The sequence below is a fragment of the Thioclava arctica genome (assembly GCF_040892615.1).
Taxonomy (GTDB): domain Bacteria; phylum Pseudomonadota; class Alphaproteobacteria; order Rhodobacterales; family Rhodobacteraceae; genus Thioclava; species Thioclava arctica.
This window is the reverse complement of sequence record NZ_JBFRYC010000010.1, coordinates 39,708-61,711: the sequence shown is the minus strand read 5'-3', so window position 1 is coordinate 61,711 and position 22,004 is coordinate 39,708. Positions and strand designations below refer to the sequence as shown.

At 60.7% G+C, this 22,004-nt stretch carries 18 protein-coding genes; 15 read left to right on the top strand and 3 right to left on the bottom strand.

Annotated features, from left to right (window positions below):
• The first annotated feature begins 53 nt into the window (after positions 1 to 53).
• The 4 genes from AB4874_RS14945 to dacB all read left to right on the top strand — a co-directional run bounded on the left by AB4874_RS14945 (position 54) and on the right by dacB (position 4,022).
• A complete protein-coding gene (locus tag AB4874_RS14945; protein ID WP_368392577.1) occupies positions 54 to 650 on the top strand; it encodes a heme NO-binding domain-containing protein in 597 nt (198 codons plus the stop codon).
• A complete protein-coding gene (locus tag AB4874_RS14940; protein WP_368392576.1) occupies positions 647 to 1,822 on the top strand; it encodes a GGDEF domain-containing protein in 1,176 nt (391 codons plus the stop codon). The genes AB4874_RS14945 and AB4874_RS14940 overlap by 4 nt, the downstream gene beginning before the upstream one ends.
• A gap of 79 nt (positions 1,823 to 1,901) precedes the next feature.
• Positions 1,902 to 2,507, top strand: coding sequence for a nicotinate-nucleotide adenylyltransferase (locus AB4874_RS14935; RefSeq protein WP_368392575.1), 606 nt, complete (start codon positions 1,902 to 1,904; stop codon positions 2,505 to 2,507).
• A 129-nt stretch (positions 2,508 to 2,636) separates the two neighbouring features.
• Complete coding sequence (gene dacB / locus AB4874_RS14930; protein WP_368392574.1) at positions 2,637 to 4,022, top strand: D-alanyl-D-alanine carboxypeptidase/D-alanyl-D-alanine endopeptidase; 1,386 nt, start codon at positions 2,637 to 2,639, stop codon at positions 4,020 to 4,022.
• Here dacB and AB4874_RS14925 read toward each other — a convergent pair whose 3' ends face one another.
• A complete protein-coding gene (locus tag AB4874_RS14925) occupies positions 4,023 to 4,907 on the bottom strand; it encodes a type IV pili methyl-accepting chemotaxis transducer N-terminal domain-containing protein (RefSeq protein WP_368392573.1) in 885 nt (294 codons plus the stop codon). It lies immediately after the preceding gene.
• A gap of 69 nt (positions 4,908 to 4,976) precedes the next feature.
• Positions 4,977 to 5,399 (bottom strand): tellurite resistance TerB family protein, encoded by a 423-nt coding sequence (locus tag AB4874_RS14920; protein ID WP_295533499.1) that lies wholly within the window; start codon positions 5,397 to 5,399, stop codon positions 4,977 to 4,979.
• A 108-nt stretch (positions 5,400 to 5,507) separates the two neighbouring features.
• Here AB4874_RS14920 and AB4874_RS14915 point away from each other — a divergent pair, with 108 nt between their 5' ends.
• Positions 5,508 to 7,109 carry a lysine--tRNA ligase gene (locus AB4874_RS14915; protein ID WP_295533501.1) on the top strand — a complete coding sequence of 534 codons (1,602 nt, stop codon included), beginning with the start codon at positions 5,508 to 5,510 and terminating at the stop codon, positions 7,107 to 7,109.
• 267 nt (positions 7,110 to 7,376) lie between these two features.
• Complete coding sequence (locus AB4874_RS14905) at positions 7,377 to 9,668, top strand: glycosyl hydrolase family 28-related protein (protein WP_438273488.1); 2,292 nt, start codon at positions 7,377 to 7,379, stop codon at positions 9,666 to 9,668.
• A gap of 75 nt (positions 9,669 to 9,743) precedes the next feature.
• Here AB4874_RS14905 and AB4874_RS14900 read toward each other — a convergent pair whose 3' ends face one another.
• Positions 9,744 to 10,235: a HugZ family pyridoxamine 5'-phosphate oxidase gene (locus AB4874_RS14900; RefSeq protein ID WP_368392572.1), complete on the bottom strand. Its 492-nt coding sequence runs from the start codon at positions 10,233 to 10,235 to the stop codon at positions 9,744 to 9,746.
• A gap of 121 nt (positions 10,236 to 10,356) precedes the next feature.
• Between AB4874_RS14900 and AB4874_RS14895 the strand changes: the two genes are divergently transcribed.
• The 9 genes from AB4874_RS14895 to AB4874_RS14855 all read left to right on the top strand — a co-directional run bounded on the left by AB4874_RS14895 (position 10,357) and on the right by AB4874_RS14855 (position 21,997).
• Positions 10,357 to 11,955, top strand: coding sequence for a SulP family inorganic anion transporter (locus AB4874_RS14895; protein ID WP_368392615.1), 1,599 nt, complete (start codon positions 10,357 to 10,359; stop codon positions 11,953 to 11,955).
• A 327-nt stretch (positions 11,956 to 12,282) separates the two neighbouring features.
• Positions 12,283 to 14,250 (top strand): acetate--CoA ligase, encoded by a 1,968-nt coding sequence (gene acs / locus AB4874_RS14890; RefSeq protein WP_368392571.1) that lies wholly within the window; start codon positions 12,283 to 12,285, stop codon positions 14,248 to 14,250.
• A gap of 20 nt (positions 14,251 to 14,270) precedes the next feature.
• Positions 14,271 to 14,945 (top strand): adenylate kinase, encoded by a 675-nt coding sequence (locus AB4874_RS14885; RefSeq protein WP_295533509.1) that lies wholly within the window; start codon positions 14,271 to 14,273, stop codon positions 14,943 to 14,945.
• A 60-nt stretch (positions 14,946 to 15,005) separates the two neighbouring features.
• Positions 15,006 to 15,263, top strand: a complete 258-nt coding sequence (locus AB4874_RS14880; RefSeq protein ID WP_295533511.1) for a DUF4212 domain-containing protein — start codon at positions 15,006 to 15,008, stop codon at positions 15,261 to 15,263.
• Between the two features lie 26 nt (positions 15,264 to 15,289).
• Positions 15,290 to 17,032 (top strand): sodium:solute symporter family protein, encoded by a 1,743-nt coding sequence (locus AB4874_RS14875; protein ID WP_295533513.1) that lies wholly within the window; start codon positions 15,290 to 15,292, stop codon positions 17,030 to 17,032.
• Positions 17,033 to 17,131: 99 nt separating this feature from the next.
• A complete protein-coding gene (locus AB4874_RS14870; RefSeq protein ID WP_368392568.1) occupies positions 17,132 to 18,961 on the top strand; it encodes a DUF294 nucleotidyltransferase-like domain-containing protein in 1,830 nt (609 codons plus the stop codon).
• A 9-nt stretch (positions 18,962 to 18,970) separates the two neighbouring features.
• A complete protein-coding gene (locus AB4874_RS14865) occupies positions 18,971 to 19,507 on the top strand; it encodes a hypothetical protein (protein ID WP_368392567.1) in 537 nt (178 codons plus the stop codon).
• A 4-nt stretch (positions 19,508 to 19,511) separates the two neighbouring features.
• The gene (locus tag AB4874_RS14860; protein ID WP_368392566.1) at positions 19,512 to 19,904 is read left to right on the top strand and encodes a response regulator transcription factor; all 393 of its coding nucleotides are present in this window, start codon (positions 19,512 to 19,514) and stop codon (positions 19,902 to 19,904) included.
• Positions 19,904 to 21,997, top strand: coding sequence for a 3'-5' exonuclease (locus AB4874_RS14855; RefSeq protein WP_368392565.1), 2,094 nt, complete (start codon positions 19,904 to 19,906; stop codon positions 21,995 to 21,997). Before AB4874_RS14860 ends, AB4874_RS14855 begins: the two co-directional genes overlap by 1 nt.
• The last annotated feature ends 7 nt before the right edge of the window (positions 21,998 to 22,004 follow it).

Below are 22,004 nucleotides of genomic sequence, written 5' to 3'. Positions count from 1 at the left end.
TCTATTCGGGCTTTTTTAACTTGGAGTGCGTAGCATGGGCCATCGGAGGTGCTATGCTTGGACTGGTCAATCGCTCGATTCAGAATTTTCTGACCGACACGTTCGGTGAGGAAATTTGGCGCGCCGTCGCGTGTCGCGCCGAAGTCTCGCCCGATGGGTTTGAGCCGATGCTGAGCTATGAGGATGGCCTGACCGACAGGCTGCTTGATGCGGCCTGTCAGACTCTGGCGCGGCGTCGGTTTGACCTGCTCGAAGACCTTGGCACCTATCTGAGTACCCGCGAATCCGTGCGCAGGTTGCTGCGCTATGGCGGTCGAGATTACGTTGATTTTTTGCGCTCTCTCAATGAGTTGCAGGGGCGAACGCAGCTTGCGCTAGAGGATTTGAAGCTGCCAGAACTCACTCTGCACGGCCTTGGGGACGGTCATTATTCGCTTAGTGTGCATGGTGCGTCGCCGGGTTGGGGGGCAGTTTTCGCCGGGGTTTTGCGCGCGATGGCGGATGACTACGGAGCCCTTGTGCTCATCGATTTGATCGAGACTGTGCAAGAGAGCGCGCAGGGGGAGGCCCTTGAGGTGCGACTGCTTGATTCTTCTTATGCGCGTGGGCGCTCGTTCGATCTCTCTGATGCAGCGGGAGCAGAGATGTGAACGAATTGCAGCCACACACTTGTGAAGGTGATGCCGTGCCCTCAACTTCGGCCAAAGCGGCCTCGGACGCTGTCGCGAAACTCTTTGGTTCGGAACACGAATTTCGGCTGAGTCTGCCCATGCTTGGCGCGCTGCTGCCAATGTTTCTTTGGGTGGATCTTCAAGGCAAGATCCGTGCAATGGGGCCAACCTTGCACAAGGTTCTGGGTGGTCAGGCGCTGCTGGATCAACCCTTTTCCCGGCATTTTCGCGTGGGGCGTCGACAAGACCGGATTGAACCCTGCGCCGAGGCTGAAGGCTGTGATCGTACCGCTGTGGGGGGCAAAACGCGCGTGGGGGATTGCGGCGCTTCGCTGCTAACGATTGCCAATGAGCGCATGGTGCACCTGACCTTGATATCCCAACCAGCGATTGGCCTGCGCGGAGAGGCCTTTGCACTTGGCCCTGCGGGTAAGCATGGGACGTTGATCAACCTCAGTTTCGGATTTGATCTGCAGGAAGCTGTTGCGACATTTGCCCTGACCGAGCGCGATTTTTCGCCCGCCGATCTGGCGATGGAATTGCTCTATCTGCAAGAGGCGAAATCGCTGGTGATGCAAGAGTTGCGCGCGCTTACAGAGCGTCTCGATGCTGCGCGCAAACAGGCGGAAACGCAGGCCTTGACCGATCCGCTCACACGTCTGGCCAACCGACGCGCGATGGAGGGAGCTTTGGCGCAAGCGATTGCCGGGGCGGCACAAGGCGGCGCGCCGTTCACGTTGATTCAGATTGATCTCGACTATTTCAAATCGGTCAATGACACGCTGGGCCATGCTGCGGGCGACTACGTGTTGCTCGCGGCTGCGCGGATATTGCACGAGGAGATGCGCGCAGGCGATTTGGCTGGCCGGATGGGTGGCGATGAATTTTTGCTGCTTTTACGCGGCGTGATGACGCCAGAACAGGTCAAACACTTGGCGGCGCGGATCATAGATCGTCTGCAAGAGCCGAAATGGCACGAAGGGCGCGAGTGTCTGATTTCAGGTTCGCTTGGTGTGGTTATGTCGCTCGATTATTCTCCGCCCGAGATGGAGCGTATGCTTGTCGACGCAGATACTGCGACCTATGCCGCCAAAGAGGCTGGGCGAGGGTGTTGTCTGATGTATCGGGAGTTAGACGGGGTCGAAACTTAGGCGCCAAGCGGATCGCTTCTGCAGCGACAAACGCAGATTTCTCTTTCGTTTGCCCGTCTTGTTCGGCTAAGGGCAGCCTATGAGACAAGGGTTTCCCATCGCACGACCGGGGATGCGCATTGGCATTCTGGGCGGGTCGTTTGACCCCGCCCATAGCGGCCATGCGCTGATCACCCGCGAGGCGTTGCGACGCTTTAGCCTGGATCAGGTGTGGTGGATGATCAGCCCCGGCAATCCGCTCAAGCGTGCCGGGCCAGCGCCGATGGCGCAACGCATCGCTCAGGCCGCGCAGGTCATACAGGACCCGCGCGTCGTGATTACTGATATTGAGGCGCGAATTGGCACGCGCTTTACCGCCGACACGCTGGCGCATCTGCAAGCTATCTATCCGGGTGTGCGCTTTGTCTGGCTGATGGGCGCGGATAATCTGGTGCAGTTTGATCAATGGGATCATTGGCGCGACATCATGGATCGGGTTCCGGTGGGGATTCTGGCGCGCCCGGGTTGGCGGATGCGTGGACGCACCGCGCGTGCGGCGCGCATTTATGCGCAGTTCGAACTGCCCGCCCGCGCCGCCCATGCGCTTGGCGATATGCAGACCCCGGCGTGGTCTTTTGTGAACATACCGATGTCGCCGCTGTCCTCCAGCGCGATCCGGGCGCAGGGCATTTGGCCGCGCAGATAAGCGCCATGCCTGCTTGAAGCTGCGCTTGGCCCTGCGCTAGGGTTTGGCAGGTGCGCGTATGGGAATCAAAACATGATTAAGCTGTCACGGCGAAGAGTAATCAGAGGCCTTTTCGCGGGAACGGCGGTGATGGCGCTGCCATCGGGTCTGCGCGCACAAACCGCGATGGCGTCCAGTGCAGCCCTGATCCGGGGCGCGGGGCTGAGCGGCGATGTGGCGTTTGTGCTCGCGGATCTGCGCACGGGGCAGGTGCTTGAAAGCCGTGGTGCGAACAAGGCCATGCCGCCCGCATCGGCGCTCAAGACGATCACCTCGCTTTATGCACTAGAGACCCTTGGGTCGCAGTTTCGATTTGGCACGCATGTGATTGCAACCGGTCCGATTGTGGGTGGGATCATTCAGGGCGATTTGATCTTGGCAGGGGGCGGTGATCCGACTCTGAGTACCGATGATCTGGCAGCGATGGCCCAGCAACTGGCTGCGAAGGGCGTGCGCGGCGTGTCAGGGCGGTATTTGACGTGGTCGGGAGCCTTGCCGTACACGCGCGAGATTGCCGATGATCAGCCGATTTATGCGGGGTATAATCCGGCGCTTTCGGGGCTGATGCTGAACTACAACCGGGTGCATTTCCAATGGAAACGCGCGGGCAATGGTTGGGCGCTGAGCATGGATGCGCGCGGCAAGACCGCCCAGCCGCCCGCCTACACGGCCAAGGCAGCGATCGTTGATCGGGCCAAGCCGCTGTTTACCTATTCCGACCGAGGTGGGATTGAGCAATGGACCGTTGCCTCGAAGGCGCTTGGGCGTGGCGGCAGTCGCTGGTTGCCTGTGCGTGACCCGGCTGCTTATACGGGGGATGTGTTTCAGACGCTTGCGCGTGCCCAAGGGGTGCCGCTGCCCCAACCGCAAAGTATTTCGCTTATGCCCGGCGGGGATGTGTTGGTGACGCAGGCGAGCGACGCGCTGTCGCCACTGCTGCGCGCAATGATGAAATATTCAACCAATCTGACGGCCGAGGCCGTGGGTTTGACAGCGAGTGCGCGACAGGGTGCGGGGGGCTCGCTTGCGGCGTCGGGCAAGGCGATGGCAAATTGGTTGAGCGCGCGCACGGGCACCCGCTCGGCGCGGTTCACGGATCATTCGGGGCTGCGGGCCGACGCGAAAATTGCGCCCGGTGATATGGTCACGGCGCTGCGGGTATTGGGCGCGCCAATGGGGCTGCGGGTTTTGATGAAGCCTTTCAAGCTGCGCGATGCGAGCGGCAAACCGATGAAAACGCAGCCGTTTGCGGTGGATGCCAAGACCGGTACGCTGGATTTCGTTTCGACTTTGGCGGGCTATATGACGGCGCCAGACGGGACAGAGTTGGTCTTTGCGATTTTCACCGCCGATCTGGCGCAACGTCGGCGCACTCTGGGGCAAGAGCGCCCGCCCGGTCAGCGCGACTGGGTCAGACGCTCCAAGATATTGCAAAGTCAACTTTTGCAGCGCTGGGCGGCGGTTTACGGTGCTTGATCAGCCATTCACATAGGCCCACACGACCTCTTCAAGGCGGGGCAGCAGGTCTTCGTAGAGATGCGCAACGTCGAAAAGTGCTGTGTTTGACAGCGAGGTGTCCGCGGCTGCGGGCTCCAGCAGATAAATCAGATCGCTCCAGGCGTAATGTGCCTGCACCAAAGCCTCAAACGTGTCGGGCGCGGGCGGATCGGGCGTGTCTGTGGCAATTCCTCTGCGCAGGGCATATCCGGTTTTCTCAAACAAGTCGGTTTTCGTCCGGATTTGGCTGATATGTGCCTCGGCGCTGCCATTTGCGCCATGAGTCGCGGCGAGTAGGCAGATGTCCTTGATGATGGCTTGCGACAGCATGCGTTGCCGCCCGGCAAGTTTGATTTCCACAAGATGTGCACCTGATTGAGGCGCTTTTGCGCGTTCAAGCGCGCCCACCACCGATTGCGAGGTGGCAAGTAAGATCGGTTCGAGCCGGACAAGTCGGCCAAGCAGGGTCTGCGCGTCTGTTTTGTCAGCGCTACGCTGGTCCCGGATCTGGGTCGCCAGATTGCGATAGGGACCCCAGATCATCCGGCTTTCATGCAGCGCGATGCGTGCGAACACCCCATCGATCGGGGGCAATCCCATCGACGGGGCGCCCGTTTCCAGATGGTCTAGAGAGACACGAAACAGATCGAGCGATTGCGTGAGAATTTGGATCTGTCTTTCGCGGTCGATGCCGAGGGTGAGGAAGCAGGCCGCTGCGGTCATTCGCTGGCTCAGCAGCCGCTGGCGCCCCGCAATATCCATGCGCAGCTTGTCGATCTCATCTGCGCTGCGCTGTTGCGCGGCGACGGGCAGGGAAAGGCCGAGCGCAAACAGGCAAGTGAAAAACAAGCGGAGAAGGCGCATAGAAACCTCTGAAAACAAGTGTTGCAGAGGTTTCTAGCAAAGCCCGGTTTCGACGCGGTTAACGCGGCCTCAAAGCGTCATATGTCGCGCCCGCGCCCCGCGTTCGATAGCCACCGCATGCAGTCGGTCGATGGCCAATTCACTGCGGATTTCCTCGAGCATGCGCAGCTCGGTCTGGCGGATCGTGCCATCGGCGGCGGCCACATCGCAAGCCAGCGCATAGGCGGTTTCATACAGACGTTCGGGCAAGGCCGCACGGATCAGGCCAAACAGCGCCTCCAGCCCGTCTTCTTCTTCAAATAACGCATAGACCGATTTCGACACGCGTGCGGCGCGGTCGATGTCGTAGCTGGCAAAGATCGGCATGTGGTCGATGATGCGGTTGATTGCGATGAGTTCGGAGGTGGGCACATGCTCATCTGCGGCGGAAATGGCGACCATTACCGCGATCAGGGCGTCTTGGGACGAGAGCGAGGACAAAATATCGGGCAAGGGGAGGCTCCTGCTAGGGGTTCAGGGTGCAAATTATTGACTGTGAGCGCGCGCCGCAATAGGTGGGGCGCGAGTGGGCGCGATGGGCGCGCCGCGATGAGGTGTGCTATGACGAGCTTGCGTGACGCTGCGATGACTTCCAAGGCTTGGCCCTTTGAGGAGGCGCGTCGGCTGCTTAAACGCTACGAGAAGAAGGATCCCGAGAAGGGATACGTGCTGTTTGAGACGGGTTACGGGCCCTCGGGGCTGCCCCATATTGGCACGTTTGGCGAGGTTGCGCGCACCACGATGATCCGGCGCGCCTTCGAGGTGATCTCGGATATCCCTACGAAATTGCTGTGCTTTTCCGACGATATGGACGGAATGCGCAAAGTGCCGACGAACGTGCCCAATCAGGACATGCTGCGCAAGCACGAGCAAGAGCCGCTGACTTCGGTGCCCGACCCGTTCGGGGAATACCCGAGCTTTGGCGATCATAACAACGCGATGTTGCGCCGGTTCCTTGATACGTTCGGGTTCGAGTATGAATTCGCGAGCGCGACCGAGTATTACAAATCCGGCAAGTTCGACGACATGCTGATCCGTTCGGCGGAGCGCTATGATGACATCATGGCCATCATGTTGAAAAGTTTGCGCGAAGAGCGTCAGCAGACCTATTCGTGTTTCCTGCCGATCCATCCCGAAACGGGGCGCGTTTTGTATGTGCCGATGAAAGAGGTCAACGCCAAGAACGGCACGGTGACCTTTGACGACGAGGACGGGCGCGAATGGACGCTGCCGGTCACGGGTGGCAATGTGAAGCTGCAATGGAAGCCCGATTTCGGCATGCGTTGGGCGGCGCTCGATGTCGATTTCGAGATGTATGGCAAGGATCACTCGACGAACACGCCGATCTATGACGGGATTTGCCGGGTGCTGGGAGGCCGTGCGCCCGAGCATTTCACCTATGAGCTGTTCCTGGATTCCAATGGTGAGAAGATTTCCAAATCGAAAGGCAACGGGCTGTCGATTGATGAATGGCTGACCTATGCCTCGACGGAGTCCCTGAGCTATTTCATGTATCTCAAGCCGAAGACCGCCAAGCGGATGCATTTCGATGTGATCCCGAAAGCGGTGGATGAATACCACCAGCAGCTGCGCGCATTTCCCGATCAGGATGCTGAAAAGCAGGCCAATAATCCGGTCTGGCACATTCATGGCGGCCAACCGCCTGAAAGCCACATGGTTGTGCCGTTCTCGATGCTGCTGAACCTCGCAAGCGTTGCCGGGTCGAGCGACAAGGAGGGGCTGTGGGGGTTCATCAAGCGGTATGCGCCCGATGCCACGCCCGAAACCCATCCCGATCTGGATCAGGCGGCGGGCTTCGCAGTGCGTTACTTTACCGATTTTGTAGCCCCCGAGCGCCAGTTCCGCCTGCCCAGCGATCTTGAGCGCGCGGCAATCGAAGATCTGCGCAATCAATTGGCTGCCCTGCCCAAAACAGACTTGCATGTGCAGTTCGAAGACCCCGCAGATGCGTTGCAAACGATCGTTTTCGCCGTGGGCAAGGAGCATGGGTTTGAGCCGCTGCGCGATTGGTTCAAGGCGCTTTACGAGGTGCTATTGGGTGCCTCGCAAGGCCCGCGTTTTGGCGGGTTCATCGCACTTTACGGTGTTGATGAAACGATCGCGCTGATCGACCGGGCCTTGGCAGGTGAACTGGTCGCTTAACCCACAGCGAGACCACTATCAGAACCGCCCGTGCAGATCGCGCGGGCGGTTTTCGTTTGCGCGGCTCCCAAGGGACGGCGCACGGTGCTCTCAGCACTTCTTTAACCTTCTCCTCTAGCTCTTGTTGGGCCGAGGCGCGCGCTTCGGTCGATCCCCAGCACGAGTATCCCCAGGCCATGGCAGCCAGAGTGGAGCGATCCACGCGCCTGTGCCTTTGGGCCGATGCGCCGTGCCGGGTGGGCGGGAACAGGAACAAGAGGATTGCTGATGAACGTGGCGATTACCGATGGGCTGGTGTTGACCCCGCCCGCTTTCGATGAAGGGCTGGATCAATGGTCGAGCGAGAACGGCACGCCGGGCTCGACCACCTATGAGGATGCAGCGAATGCGGCCTTTGTGCCAGCAGATGCGGATTTTTCCGGCTGTCTGGAGCTGCTCAAGACACAGAGCACGCAAAAGCTGCGCGCAATGGTCAAAACGCCGATCCTGCCGGGGACCTACCTGAAAATCTCGGCGCGGATGAAGGCGATGAGTGGCAACCTGCCTTCGGTGCGGATTGCGGGTTATGCGGTCAGTGCAAGCGGTGCGCATATCAGCGGATTGAACGAGGTTGGACCTAGCGTTGCGCTGCTCAGCTATGGCGAGATTGTCGAGGTCTCTGCGATTGTTGGCACTGGCAACCGGGCGGGTGTCGATATGGTCTGGGGAATGCAGCCCCATGACGGCTATTTCGGGCTGGATATGACCGGGGCCAATGGCGGTGTCGTGCGCATTGATGACATCCAGATCGAGGATGTGACTGACGCCTTCCTGCGCGACATGATGGATTGGGTCGATGTGCGCGATTACGGCGCGGTTGGTGACGGGACGACCGATGACTCGGCCGCGTTTGTGGCCGCGGATCAGGCCGCAGCGGGCCGTGAGATCGTGGTGCCGGAGGGCAGCTATTTCCTTGGATCCACGATTTCGATCAAGGCGCCGATCAAGTTCGTGGGCACTTTGGTGATGCCGGTCGCCGCTAAGTTGGCGCTGCTGTCCTCATTTGATTTCCCGACCTATGCCGAGGCTTTTGGCGACGAAGAGCTTGGGTTCAAGAAGGCGTTGCAGGCGCTGTTTGGCTATACCGATCACAATGTGCTGGACCTGAAGGGGCGGCGCGTCGAGATTTCCGCACCGATCCGGATTGATGAGATCGCCCCGGACCTGTCGAGCTTTTCGAACCGGCGGATTCTGCAGAACGGTCAGTTCAACGTGATTGAGGGGCCCGTTTGGAATGATCAGGTTGTGACCTCGCAGGCGACCTATTCCAGCGCGCAATCCATGCAGCTGACCAATGTCGCCAATATCGCCAATATCCCGGTGGGCGCGCATATCACGGGCAGCGGTGTGGGCCGCGAGGTCTATGTGAAATCGGTCAATATCGGCGCGGGGACGTTGTATCTGTCGCAGCCGCTTTATGGCGGGTCGGGCACGCGCAATTACACCTTCACGCGCTATCAATATGTGCTGGATTTCTCGGGCATGGATAAGTTGGACCGGTTCAACATCGCCAATGTCGAATTCCTGTGCAATGGCGCGGCAAGCTGTCTGATGCTGGCGCCGGATGGGCAGATGACGCAGATCCGCGATTCATATGTGGTGCGGCCCAAGGATCGCGGGATCACTTCGATTGGGCGGGGCTGTCAGGATCTGCTGGTCGATGGTTGCCAGTTCCTGTCAGACGAAATGCTGACGCCGGCGCAGGATCGCAAATCGGTCGTGCTCAACGTCAATGCCAATGACAGCAAGATCCGGGATTCGCGTTTCGTGCGGTTCGGGACGACCTTCGTTCTGAATGGCTCAGGTCATCTGATTGTCGGCAATCACTGGTTTCAGGGCGATGAAGAAACGGCGGGCGTGCGGGTCGCCGGGTTGGTGTTCACCCAGACCAATGTGCAGGCAGCGGTGACGGGCAATTACATCGACAACTCGGTGATCGAGTGGACCAATGAACACGACGCCGATCCCGGTTTCGCCAATGAATACAGCTTTGGCGGGCTGACGCTGACGGGCAATACCTGTGTGTGCATCAATGTCGCGCCGTGGTTTACCTGGCTGTCCATCAAGCCCTATGGGGCGGGGCATTTCGTGCAGGGTTTGAGCGTGGCGAACAATGTGTTCAAATCGCTCAACGGCAATATCGACCGGATCGAGCGGATCGATACGACATTTGCCGATCTGGATCGCTCGCGGATGCGCAATATCACCTTTGAAGGCAATATGTTTAACGCGATCAATAGTATAACGCAAAATCTGGTGGTCCTTGAGGTCAACCAATCCAGTGCGCAATCGGTCTGGACGGTCGATCCAAGCGACTATCTGCCCTTTGGCGGCTGGGCGCGCAATTGTCAGGGGCTCGTGGCCGAGGGGATGGTGCGCAACGCCTCGGGGACGCGGATCGAAGCGATGCCCTATGTGGCGGTCGAACAGGGGGCAAGCAAGACGCTTGCGACGATCAACTGGCCTGAGGCGACCAAAGGGCGAATGCAGATCGTGCTGCGGATGGACACTCCGATCTGATTGCGAGTCGGGCTTCGGTGCGGCGATTGGGGTGAGGCGGTGGCGCGCGGGGGGAAACCCTCGCGCGCCTTTCGTTCAGCTGGCGGGTGCCAAATCATGCGCGCTGAGCTGCCAGGCGCGCCCAAAACCGCCATTCAGCGCACCCGATTGCGGGCGCAGGATAAAGAAGGTGAAATCGGGCAGGTCGATATAAAGTTTCGATTTCGGATGGGTCGCCAGCCAATGTGCGCGCAGCGCCGCAAAGCGCGTCTCATTGCGCCCGATCTGATCGGCCAAGATGCGCAGCGACAGGCGCGGATGGGTCAGCGGGTCGCCCTTCTCCCCCGGCTCGCCCAGCAGCAGCCCGGCACGCGGATCAGCCAGCAGCGCGCCCGTATGCGCCGCAAGCCCCGAGACCAGTGTCGCGATCTCTCCCCCGGGTGTTGTTCCAATCGCAATGCGGCTCACGGCGGGAAAGCCGCTATTGGCGTCATTTACCGCCAGCGCCCCGAATGTCGCCGCCGCGATCAGGCTTCGCGCCAGAGTGCGCGCGTCGTCATCGGTGGGGCGGATCGGGGATTGGGGCATTTTTCTCTCGGTGGGGCGCTTGACAAGCCCGAATGCGAGGCGTTTGTTGGCGCCACATAATCATAGTTAGCGTCCCATCATGAGTGAAACAACCCAGGCCGGGAAGGCGGGTGTCTCTGGCATGCCGCATGTTCCTTTGCGTCCCAAATTATTAACCGCGTTGGCCGAAGGCTATGGGCTGCGCGATCTGCGTGCCGATCTGGTCGCGGGTCTGACGGTGGCCATCGTGGCGCTGCCGTTGTCGATGGCGATTGCGATTGCTTCGGGGGTGGGGCCCGAACGGGGGCTTGTCACCGCGATCGTGGGTGGCGCGCTGGTTTCGGCTTTTGGCGGATCACGGTTTCAGATTGGCGGGCCGGCAGGGGCGTTCATTGTTCTGGTCGCGGCGTGCGTGATGCAAACGGGCGTGTCTGGCTTGGTGCTGGCGACGCTGTTATCGGGTGTGATGCTTGCCCTGCTGGGCGTGTTGCGGCTGGGGGGCTACATTCGGTTCATGCCCTATCCGGTGACCGTCGGGTTCACCACCGGGATCGGGGTGATCATTCTTGCCAGCCAGTTCAAAGACATGTTGGGCCTGTCCCTGCCGGGTGGTGAGCCGGGGCCGATCTTGCCAAAAATCGCGGCACTTTGGGGTGCGCGAGGCACTGCCAGCCCGATGGCGATTGCCGTGGCGCTTGCAACGATTGCGCTGATTGTCGGGCTCAAGCGGTTTGCGCCGCGCTTGCCCTCGCTGTTGATCGCGGTGGCTTTGGTCACGTTGATCACCGCGCTGGCGGGCCTGCCGGTGGAAACCATCGCCAGCAAATTCGGCGAATTGCCCCGTTTTCTACCCGCCCCCGCACTCCCCGATCTGAGCTGGAACAAGGTCAGCACAGCACTGCCTTGGGCGCTGTCTTTCACGCTGTTGGGCGCGATTGAATCGCTGCTATCGGCGATGGTGGCTGACGGGATGAGCGGCGGGCAGCATCGCTCGGATATGGAGTTGGTGGCACAGGGCATCGCCAATATCGGATCGGCGCTGTTTGGCGGCATCTGCGTGACCGGCACGATTGCGCGCACCGCAACCAATGTGCGGGCTGGCGCGCGCTCGCCCATCGCTGGGATTGCGCATTCGGTGATCTTGCTGGCGACGATGATGGTGGCCGCGCCCTTGGCGGGAAGCATTCCGCTGGCCGCCTTGGCGGGGCTGCTGGGGATTGTGGCGTGGAACATGATCGAGCGGCATGAATTTGCAGCGCTGACGCGGGCCTCGCGCGGCGATGCGCTGGTGTTGTGGGTGACGTTCCTTGTCGTGACCTTCCGCGATCTGGCCGAGGGAATCGTGCTGGGCTTTGCGCTGGGCGGGCTGGTGTTCATTCGCCATATGGCCGAGCTGGCGCAGCTGCGTGAAGGCAGCGCACCGGCGGCCGATAACCCCGAGGCGCAAGACCCCGACGTGCTGCGCTACCGGCTGCACGGGATGGTGTTTTTCGGTTCTGTCGCGCGTTTGGGCACGATCTTGACGCGGATCGCACAGCGCCCGCGCATGGTCGAGATCGACGTGGCCGAGGTAAGTTTCATCGACTCCACGGGCGTGCAAATGATTGCAACGCTTGCGAAGCAGTTGCAGCGCCGGGGTGGGGCGCTGGTGATCGTGAATGCCCGCCCCGATATCGTGCAGGCGCTGAACGCCTATGGGCTCGCGCAGGCGGGTGTGGATATCCTCCCCGCCCCGCTCTGAGCTCGAATCACGCGCGCGTCATCTAACCGGGCCGATTTCGCGCGCCGCTAAAACCTTGACCTCCCGGTCAATTTGCAAACCCCACAGATTTTCTAAGCTCTCAACAGCCAAGCAATTGAAACAGCTTGCCTATTTTTTGACATAATTTGCTAACTTTACAAAGTTAGCGCAAACTCTGTCAAATAATTTACAGAAAAATCTAATACATAAAGGGGGTTACATGAAACTTAACGTATGGGTTACACTTAACGGGGGTAAAGTGCCTGCGGCGGTGTCGCGGGCAGGAGGCGGCGCCGCGCCGCGACATGAAATTGTGGGAGGAAGCCAATGGCTGCTCAGGAACAAGCGCATCAAATCCCGGACCTAAAAGAAATTCCGCCGGGCTTTGAGAACGCACATGCGGATGCTGCGAAATATCGCGCGATGTATCAGGAATCGATCGATACGCCTGACAAGTTCTGGGCCCGCGAGGCCCAGCGCCTGGATTGGATCACCCCGTTCACCAAGGTGAAGAACACCGATTTCACCTACGGCAATGTCTCGATCAAATGGTTTGAGGATGGCGTGCTCAATGCTTCGGTGAACTGCGTTGATCGCCATTTGGCCACGCGCGGCTCTCAGACCGCTATCATCTTTGAGCCCGATGATCCCGAAACCCCTGCGCTGCATATCACCTATAACGAACTGTCCGAAAAGGTGAATCGCTTTGCCAACGTCCTGCTAAGCCAAGGCGTGATGCGCGGCGACCGTGTGGTGATCTATCTGCCGATGATCCCCGAGGCCGCTTATGCGATGCTGGCCTGTGCGCGCATCGGCGCGATCCATTCCATCGTGTTCGCGGGCTTCTCGCCCGATGCGCTGGCCAACCGGATCAACGATTGCGGCGCCAAGCTGGTGATCACCGCTGACAGTGCCCCGCGTGGCGGGCGTCGCACGCAGCTCAAGGCGAATGCCGATGCCGCATTGCTGCATTGCTCGGACAAGGTGCGCTGCCTTGTGGTCAAGCATACCGGCGATCAGACGAGCTGGATTCAGGGCCGCGATGTCGATGTGAAGGCGCTGATGGATAACGTCTCGCCCGAATGTCCGCCGCGTCCGATGAGTGCCGAAGACCCGCTGTTCATCCTCTATACCTCTGGCTCGACGGGCAAGCCCAAGGGCGTGGTGCACACGACGGGCGGCTATCTTGTCTATGCCTCGATGACGCATCAATACACGTTCGACTATCACGATGGCGACGTGTTCTGGTGCACCGCCGATGTCGGCTGGGTCACCGGCCACAGCTATATCGTCTATGGTCCGCTGGCCAATGGCGCGACCACGATCATGTTTGAAGGCGTGCCGACCTATCCCGATGCGGGCCGCTTCTGGGCCGTGTGCGAAAAGCACAAGGTCAGCCAGTTCTATACCGCCCCCACCGCGATCCGCTCGCTGATGGGGCAGGGCAAGGAATGGGTCGAGAAATACGATCTGTCCTCGATCAAGGTGCTGGGCTCGGTCGGTGAACCGATCAACCCCGAGGCATGGGCTTGGTATGATCAGCATATCGGCAAGGGCAGATGCCCGATCGTCGATACGTTCTGGCAGACGGAAACGGGCGGCCACATGCTGACCCCGCTTCCCGGCGCGATAGCGACCAAACCGGGCTCGGCAACGCGCCCCTTCTTTGGCGTCAAACCGGTTATTCTGGATGCGCAAACCGCGCAGCGTCAGGATGAAACCGAGGCCGAGGGCGTGCTGTGTATCTCTGATAGCTGGCCGGGCCAGATGCGCACCCTTTGGGGCGATCACGAGCGCTTCCAAGAAGCCTATTTCAGCCAGTATCGCGGCTATTACTTTACCGGTGACGGCTGTCGTCGCGACAAGGATGGCTATTACTGGATCACCGGGCGCGTTGATGACGTGATCAACGTCTCGGGTCACCGGATGGGCACGGCCGAAGTCGAATCCGCGCTGGTCGCGCATCAGGCTGTGGCCGAGGCCGCCGTCGTTGGCTATCCCCACGAGCTGAAAGGTCAGGGCATCTACGCCTATGTCACCTTGATGAACGATGTCGAACCCACCGAAGAGCTGCGCAAAGAGCTTGAAAAATGGGTCCGCACCGAGATCGGTCCGATTGCCAAACCCGACATCATCCAATGGGCTCCGGGCCTGCCGAAAACCCGTTCGGGCAAGATCATGCGCCGCATTCTGCGCAAGATCGCCGAGAATGATTTCGGCTCGTTGGGCGATATTTCGACACTGGCCGATCCGTCGGTGGTCGAGGAGTTGATCGAAAACCGCGGCGTCAAGTGATGGCCAAGGGAGGAGAGGCGATGACTGACGCAAAAAGCGCCGTTCTGATCCTGCTTGGCCCTCCGGGGGCAGGCAAGGGCACGCAGGCCCGCATGCTCGAGGAAAAGTTCGGCTTGGTGCAGTTGTCCACCGGCGATCTGCTGCGCGCAGCGGTCGCCGAGGGCACGCCCGCAGGCAAGGCTGCCAAGGCGGTGATGGAAGAGGGCGGTCTGGTCAGCGATGAGATCGTGCTGGCCATTCTGCGCGACCGTCTTGCCCAGCCCGATGTGGCGCGTGGGATCATCCTTGACGGGTTTCCGCGTACGGCGGGGCAGGCGGCGGATCTCGACAAGCTGCTGCACTACACCGGCCAAAATGTGAACGCCGCGATCAGCCTTGAAGTTGATGACGAGGCGATGATCACGCGCGTTGCGGGCCGCTATACCTGCGCCAAATGCGGCGAAGGCTATCATGACGAATTCAAACAGCCTGCAGTTGCAGGCGTTTGTGACAAATGCGGCGGCACGGAATTCAAACGCCGGGCCGACGACAACGCCGAGACGGCGCGTGCCAGGCTAGAAGCCTATCACGCGCAAACGGCGCCGCTGATCGCCCATTACCGGGCGCTCGGTGTTCTGCAAGAGATCGACGCGATGGGCTCCATCGACAAGATCGCTGCGGATTTGGGGTCGATCGTTGCGCGCGTCTCGACCTGACTACGGGAGGGGCGGGCCCATGAGGGGCCCGTCTGGAGAAAACGAAAGGGAGTTACGCTCATGGCGGACAAATCCTCGTCCAACGCCTATTGGAAGGCGAATATCCGGACCATCCAGCTGTTTCTGGTGATCTGGTTTGTCGTTTCCTTCGGGTTTGGCATTTTGCTGCGTCCGATGCTTGCGGGCATCAAAATCGGCGGCACTGATCTGGGCTTCTGGTTCGCTCAGCAAGGTGCGGTGCTCGTGTTCCTGGTTCTCATCTTCACCTATGCGTGGCGGATGAACAAACTGGACCGCGAACACGGCGTCGAAGAATAAGAACATCTAGGGAGGACTAGAGGGATATGGATCAGTTTACTCTGAACCTGCTGGTGGTTGGCGCGACCTTCGTGCTTTACATCGGCATCGCTATTTGGGCCCGAGCGGGCTCGACTGCGGAATTTTACGCAGCAGGTCGCGGCGTGCATCCGGTTCTTAACGGGATGGCAACCGGCGCTGACTGGATGTCGGCGGCGTCGTTCATCTCGATGGCCGGTATCATCGCGTTTAGCGGCTATGACGCATCGACCTACCTGATGGGCTGGACTGGTGGCTATGTGCTGCTTGCGATGCTGCTCGCGCCTTACCTGCGCAAATTCGGCAAATTCACCGTGCCGGAATTCATCGGCGACCGTTTCTACAGCCAAACGGCGCGTACCGTGGCCGTGATCTGCCTGATCATCGCCTCGATCACCTATGTTATCGGTCAGATGACGGGTGTGGGCGTGGCGTTCTCGCGCTTCTTGGAAGTCGATAACACCACCGGCCTCTTTATCGGTGCGGCCATCGTGTTCTTGTATGCGGTTCTGGGCGGCATGAAAGGCATCACCTATACGCAGGTGGCGCAATATGTCGTGCTGATCATCGCCTACACGATCCCGGCGATCTTCATCTCGCTGCAACTGACGGGCAATCCGATCCCGGCATTGGGCCTGTTCTCCAATGACGTGAACACCGGGATGCCGATCCTCTCGACCCTCAACGACACGGTCGAGGCGCTGGGCTTCAAATCCTATACCGGGATGCACGATACCACCCTCAACATGTTCCTGTTCACCATGACGCTGATGATCGGCACCGCCGGTCTGCCCCACGTCATCGTGCGCTTCTTCACCGTGCCGACTGTCGCTGATGCGCGCAGCTCTGCTGGGTGGGCGCTGGTGTTCATCTCGCTGCTCTATCTCACCGCTCCGGCTGTGGGGGCGATGGCGCGTCTGAACCTGATCAACACCTTCTACCCCAATGGCGTCAGCCAGCCGGCGGTAGAGTTGAGCCAGATCCAAACCGCTCCGCAGGATCTTTGGGTTCGGAACTGGGAAAAAACCGGTCTGTTGAAAATCGAGGACAAGAACGGCGATGGCATGATCGAGTATAATGCCAATCCCGACACCAACGAGCTGGACGTGAACCGTGACATCATCACGCTTGCCAACCCCGAGATCGCCAACCTTCCGGGCTGGGTGATCGCGCTGGTGGCAGCAGGTGGTCTGGCGGCTGCTCTGTCCACGGCTGCGGGCTTGCTGATGGCAATTTCTTCGGCTGTCAGCCACGACTTGATCAAATCGCAGATCAACCCCGGCATCTCGGAAAAAGGTGAGCTACTGGCGGCGCGGATCTCGATGGGTGTGGCGATTGCGGTCGCGACCTATCTGGGTCTCAACCCTCCGGGCTTTGCAGCGCAGACGGTGGCCTTGGCCTTCGGTCTGGCGGCCAGCTCGATCTTCCCGGCTTTGATGATGGGGATCTTCTCCAAGAAGATCAACAACTCGGGTGCCGTGGCAGGGATGCTGGTGGGTCTGACGACCACGCTGGTCTACATCTTCCTGCACAAGGGCTGGTTCTTCGTGGCCGATACCGCAAGCTTCTCGGATGCAAACCCGATGATCTTGTCGATCAAATCGACCTCGTTCGGTGTGATCGGTGCGGTTCTCAACTTCGCGACTGCGTTCATCGTGTCGGGCATGACCAAAGAGACCCCGCAAGATATTCAGGAACTGGTGGAATCGATCCGTATCCCCAAAGGGGCCGGTGCGGCGACGGACCACTGAGACTTTGGCTTGGGCAGGGTGTAAGCTTTGCCCAAGACTTGCGAACGACCGAGGGGCGCCCTGCAACGGGGCGCCTCTTCCCCCAAAAGGACCAAGATCATGAACGTCGATCTGACCCCGATCCTCGCATTTCTCGAAGGCGTTCACCCTTATGACAACCTGCCGCGCAATGAGCTGGAGCGTGTCGCCAGTTCTTTCCGCCGCATGGAATACGCTGAAGGCGATGTGATCTATACCTATCACGCGCCGCTTGAGGGCCTGTATCTGATCAAACGCGGCGCAGTCGAAGTGACCGATCAGAACGGTGCGCTGGTCTCCATTCTGGGGCCGCGCAACAGCTTTGGTGAGCGGGGGCTGATGCGCGACGGGCTGGCTGCGACCACGGCCAAGGCCAGTGCGCAAACCGTGCTGCTAATGTTGCCTGCTCAAGACTTTCGCGCCCTGTCAGAAGATACACCGGCCTTCGCGCGCTTTTTCAACCGCTCGCGCGGCGGAGAGACCCGCACCCATTCCATCGCCACGCTCAAGGTCGCCGATCTGTTGGCGCGCGACCCGATTGCCTGCGCGCCCGAAACAACCGTGACCAAGGCGGCGCAGATGATGCGCGACCAGCATGTTTCCTCGCTTGGTGTGACCGGGCCAGAGGGGGCGCTGAAAGGGATCATCACGGTGCGCGATCTGTCGAATAAGGTGCTGGCCGAGGGGCGCGCGCCCGACACGCCCGTCAGCGCCGTGATGACGCCCGATCCGGTGACGCTGACGCCCGAGGGGTTGGGTACGGATCTGCTGCATATCATGCTGGAACACCGCGTCGGCCATCTGCCGATCACCGATCACGGGCGCTTTGTGGGTATGGTCACCCAGACCGATCTGACGCGGTTTCAGGCGGTCTCGTCTGCGGTGCTGATCCGCGATGTGGCAGCGGCAAGCAACGTCGCCGAAATGGCCTTGGTGACGGCACAAATCCCGCAGCTTTTGGTGCAACTGGTGGGCGGGCATAACGCCCATGAGGTGGTGACGCGCCTGATCACCGATATCGCCGATGCGGTAACGCGCCGCTTGCTGGCATTGGCCGAGGCAGAGCTTGGCGCGCCGCCCGTGCCCTATCTGTGGCTGGCCTGTGGCAGTCAGGGACGGCAAGAACAGACCGGGGTGAGCGATCAGGACAATTGCCTCTTCCTTGATGACGCTGTGACCGAGGCCGACATGGTGTATTTCCGCGCGCTCGCCAAGATCGTCTCGGACGGGCTGGATGCCTGCGGCTATGTCTATTGCCCCGGTGACATGATGGCGACGAACCCGCGCTGGTGTCAGCCGGTCCGGGTCTGGCGGAGCTATTTCGACGGCTGGATTTCCAAGGCCAATCCCGAGGCGCAAATGCTGGCCTCGGTGATGTTTGATCTGCGCGCGATCGGGGGCAATGGCGCAAGCCTGTTCACCGAGTTGCAGGCCGAGACGCTGACGCGCGCCTCGAAGAACTCGATCTTCGTGGCCCATATGATCGCCAACAGCCTGAAACATGCGCCGCCCTTGGGGCTGCTGCGCGGCTTTGCCACGATCCGCTCGGGCGAGTATCGCAACCATATCGACATGAAACACAACGGCGTGGTGCCGGTCACCGATCTGGCGCGCATCTATGCGCTGCAAGCCCGCCTGAGCGTTGTGAACACCCGCGCCCGGCTGGCAGAGGCCGAGGCCGCAGGCGTGCTGTCGCATTCGGGCGCGCGCGACCTGATCGAGGCCTATGATCTGATCGCCTCGATGCGGCTGGAAAATCAGGCGCATCTGGTACGTTCCGGGCGCAAGCCCGACAATTATCTCGCACCGTCCGACCTGTCGGATTTCGAACGCTCGCATTTGCGCGACGCCTTCGTTGTGGTGCGTACAATGCAATCGGCTGCCGGGCATGGATTAGGCGCGGTCGGCTAGGGAGGATCTATGCTCAACGATTTCATATCGACTATCGCGGCGGCACTTTTTGTCGGGCTGATCGTGTTCTTGATCAGCCATCTCAGCAAGAAATACCGCGGCGTGCCCTTGGCGAAATGGGTGATGCCAGCGGCGGCGGGTGCGACGATCATCGTGTACTCAATCTGGATCGAATACACTTGGTATTCGCATATGCGCGCCGGAATGCCCAAGTCGGTGGTCGTCTTGCAAGAGGTTGATGAAAGCGTGCCGTGGCGGCCCTGGAGCTATCTGTTCCCGATGGTTGTGCGGTTCATGGCGCTGGATAGCGACAAGGTCACCCACCCTGTCGCGAGCGCGCCGCAACTCGCGCAAACGGATATGCTGCTGATCGGGCGCTGGCGCCGGATACAGACGGTGCCCACGGTCTATGATTGTGCCACCGACAGTCGCGCCGATCTGCTGGGGGGTGCCAAGCTTGCGCCCGATGGCACGTTGTCGGGCGCGCAATGGTTGAAACTTCCGGCACAGGATCCGGGGCTAAGGGCGGTCTGCTCGAAAGGATGAGGACATGGCCGATGGGGAGAAACAACAGCGCGTCCTGATCGTGGAGGATGAGGACAATATCGCCATCGCGCTCGACTATCTCATGAGCCGCGAGGGCTATGCGCATGAGCGCATCGCCACCGGGCGGGGGGCTTTGGAACTGATCCGCGAGTCGCGCCCCGATCTGGTGCTGCTTGATGTGATGCTGCCCGAGGTGTCGGGCTATGAAATCTGCCAGAAGGTGCGCGCTGACAAAGGCTTAGAGGATGTGCGCATCCTGATGATGACCGCGCGCGGCTCTGCGATGGAGCGGCGCAAGGGGCTGGCACTGGGCGCGGATGGCTTTATCGCAAAACCCTTTGAACTCAGCGAATTGCGCGCCGAGCTGCACCGTATTCTGGACGGGGAGACCACCTGATGGACCTCACCCAGCTCAGCCTTCGGACACGGGTTTTCCTGTTCTTCGGGGCGCTGGCGCTGGGCAATCTGGGGGCGCTGATCGCGGGGCTTTGGTTTGGCTATACCCGCATTGCCGACCCACACTTGCTGAACGCGATGGTGATTGGTGGGGCGGTCGCGGGCTTTGCCATTCTGGGGTTGATTGCGTGGGTCTGGTTCCTGTTTGACGAAAACGTCGCCAAACCGATCGAGCGACTCTCGGGTTTGATGCGTGCGCGCAGTTCGGCCGATGTCAGCGTCGATTTTGACGACAAGATCGCGCGCTATCTGGGCGATCTCGCGCCCGCCGCGGCCTCGGTGACCCGCCATCTCGCAGAGACGCGAAACGCACTGAGCGAGGCGGTGCAGCGTGAAACCACCCGGCTTGCCAGCGAGAAAGAACGTCTTGAGGCCTTGCTGTCAGATGTGCCGGTCGGGGTGTTGCTGTGCACCGCCGATCACCAGCTTGCCTTTTACAACGGGCAGGCGGTTGATCTGCTGGGCTCGGCCCATGCGCCGGGGCTGGATCGACGGGTGTTTGAATATCTCCACGCCGCCCCAATCGCGCATGCCTATGAACGGCTGATGGCCACGCAAGACCCAGATGCGGCCTCGGATTTGCTCTGTGCGACGGTCGATGATGGTAAGGTCTTGGCGGCGCGGATGCGGCTGCTCTCTGAGGGTATGGATCACCATTTGGCCAAGCGGCCCGGCTATGTGCTGACGCTGCGCGATGTGTCGGGCGATATGGCCAGCCACGCCGCGCGCGAGCAATTGATGGATGAGCTGTTTGACCGCATTCGCCGCCCCGCCGCTGCGCTGCAATCGCTGATCGGGGTGCTCACCGCCGAGGATGGGCCAACGGGGGCCGCGCGCGATCCGGTGCGCGCGGCTGCGCAATCTGAGGCTGCCGATCTGTCGGGGGCGATTCATGAATTCTTTGAGCGCCACGAGTCCAATCGCGCCGATTGGTGGCCGCTTGCGATGATCCGCGCCTCTGATCTGGGCCAAGCCGTTGCGGCGCGCGTCGAGGCCGAGGGTGGCACGATCTTGCCTGTCACCTCGGCGCTGATGCTGCGCTGCGAGGGTTTTGAGATGGTGGCGCTTTTGGCCATGCTCGTGCGCCAATTGCCGCCGCGCCAAGATCTGCGCCTTGAGATCACCCAAGAAGGGGCGGGCGCCTTGATCGCCTTGGAATGGGTCGGCGCGCCGGTCCCGATCTCTGATCTCGAAAGCTGGCTGGATCTGGCGCTTGATGTCGGGCTTGAGGATGTGACGGGGCGGCGCGTGCTGGCCATTCATGCCGCTGAAATCTGGCCCGAAGAGATGTCGGAGGGGCGCGCCCGCCTGTGCCTACCCCTGCGCGAGGCCCGCCTTGTCACCACGCGCCCCAAACCGGTGCCGCGCGCGGTGGTCTATGACTTTGAGCTGCTCGATCGCGAGCGCGTGGCCGAGATTGCCAACAGCCCGCTTTCGGAACTGACCTTTGTGGTCTTTGACACCGAAACGACGGGGCTTTTGCCCAGCGAAGGCGATGAGATCGTGCAGATCGCCGCGGTGCGCATCGTCAATGGGCGCCGTGTCGAGGGCGAGGTGTTTGACACGCTGGTTGATCCGGGCCGCTCGATCCCGGCGGTTTCGACCTCGGTGCACGGGATCTCAAACGCGATGGTGCAAGGCGCGCCCGATATCGCTGAAGTGGGGCGCAGGTTCCACACCTTCGCGCAAGGCGCGGTGTTGGTCGCCCATAACGCGCCTTTCGATATGGAGTTTTTGCACCGCAAAGAAGAAGTGATCGGCGCACGTTTTGACAACCCGGTGCTTGACACCGTGCTGCTCTCGGCCGTCGTCTTTGGCCAGTCCGACACCCATACGCTGGATGCGCTGACCCACCGCCTTGGCATCACTATCCCCGAGGAGGCGCGCCACACGGCCATCGGTGATACGATCGCCACGGCGGATGCATTTCTGAAACTTCTGCCCGCGCTACATGGGCGCGGTTTGAGAACCTTCGGCGCGCTGGTGGAAGAGCTGCGCAAACATGGCCGCCTGCTCAAGGATCTCAACGGCTGAACGCGCA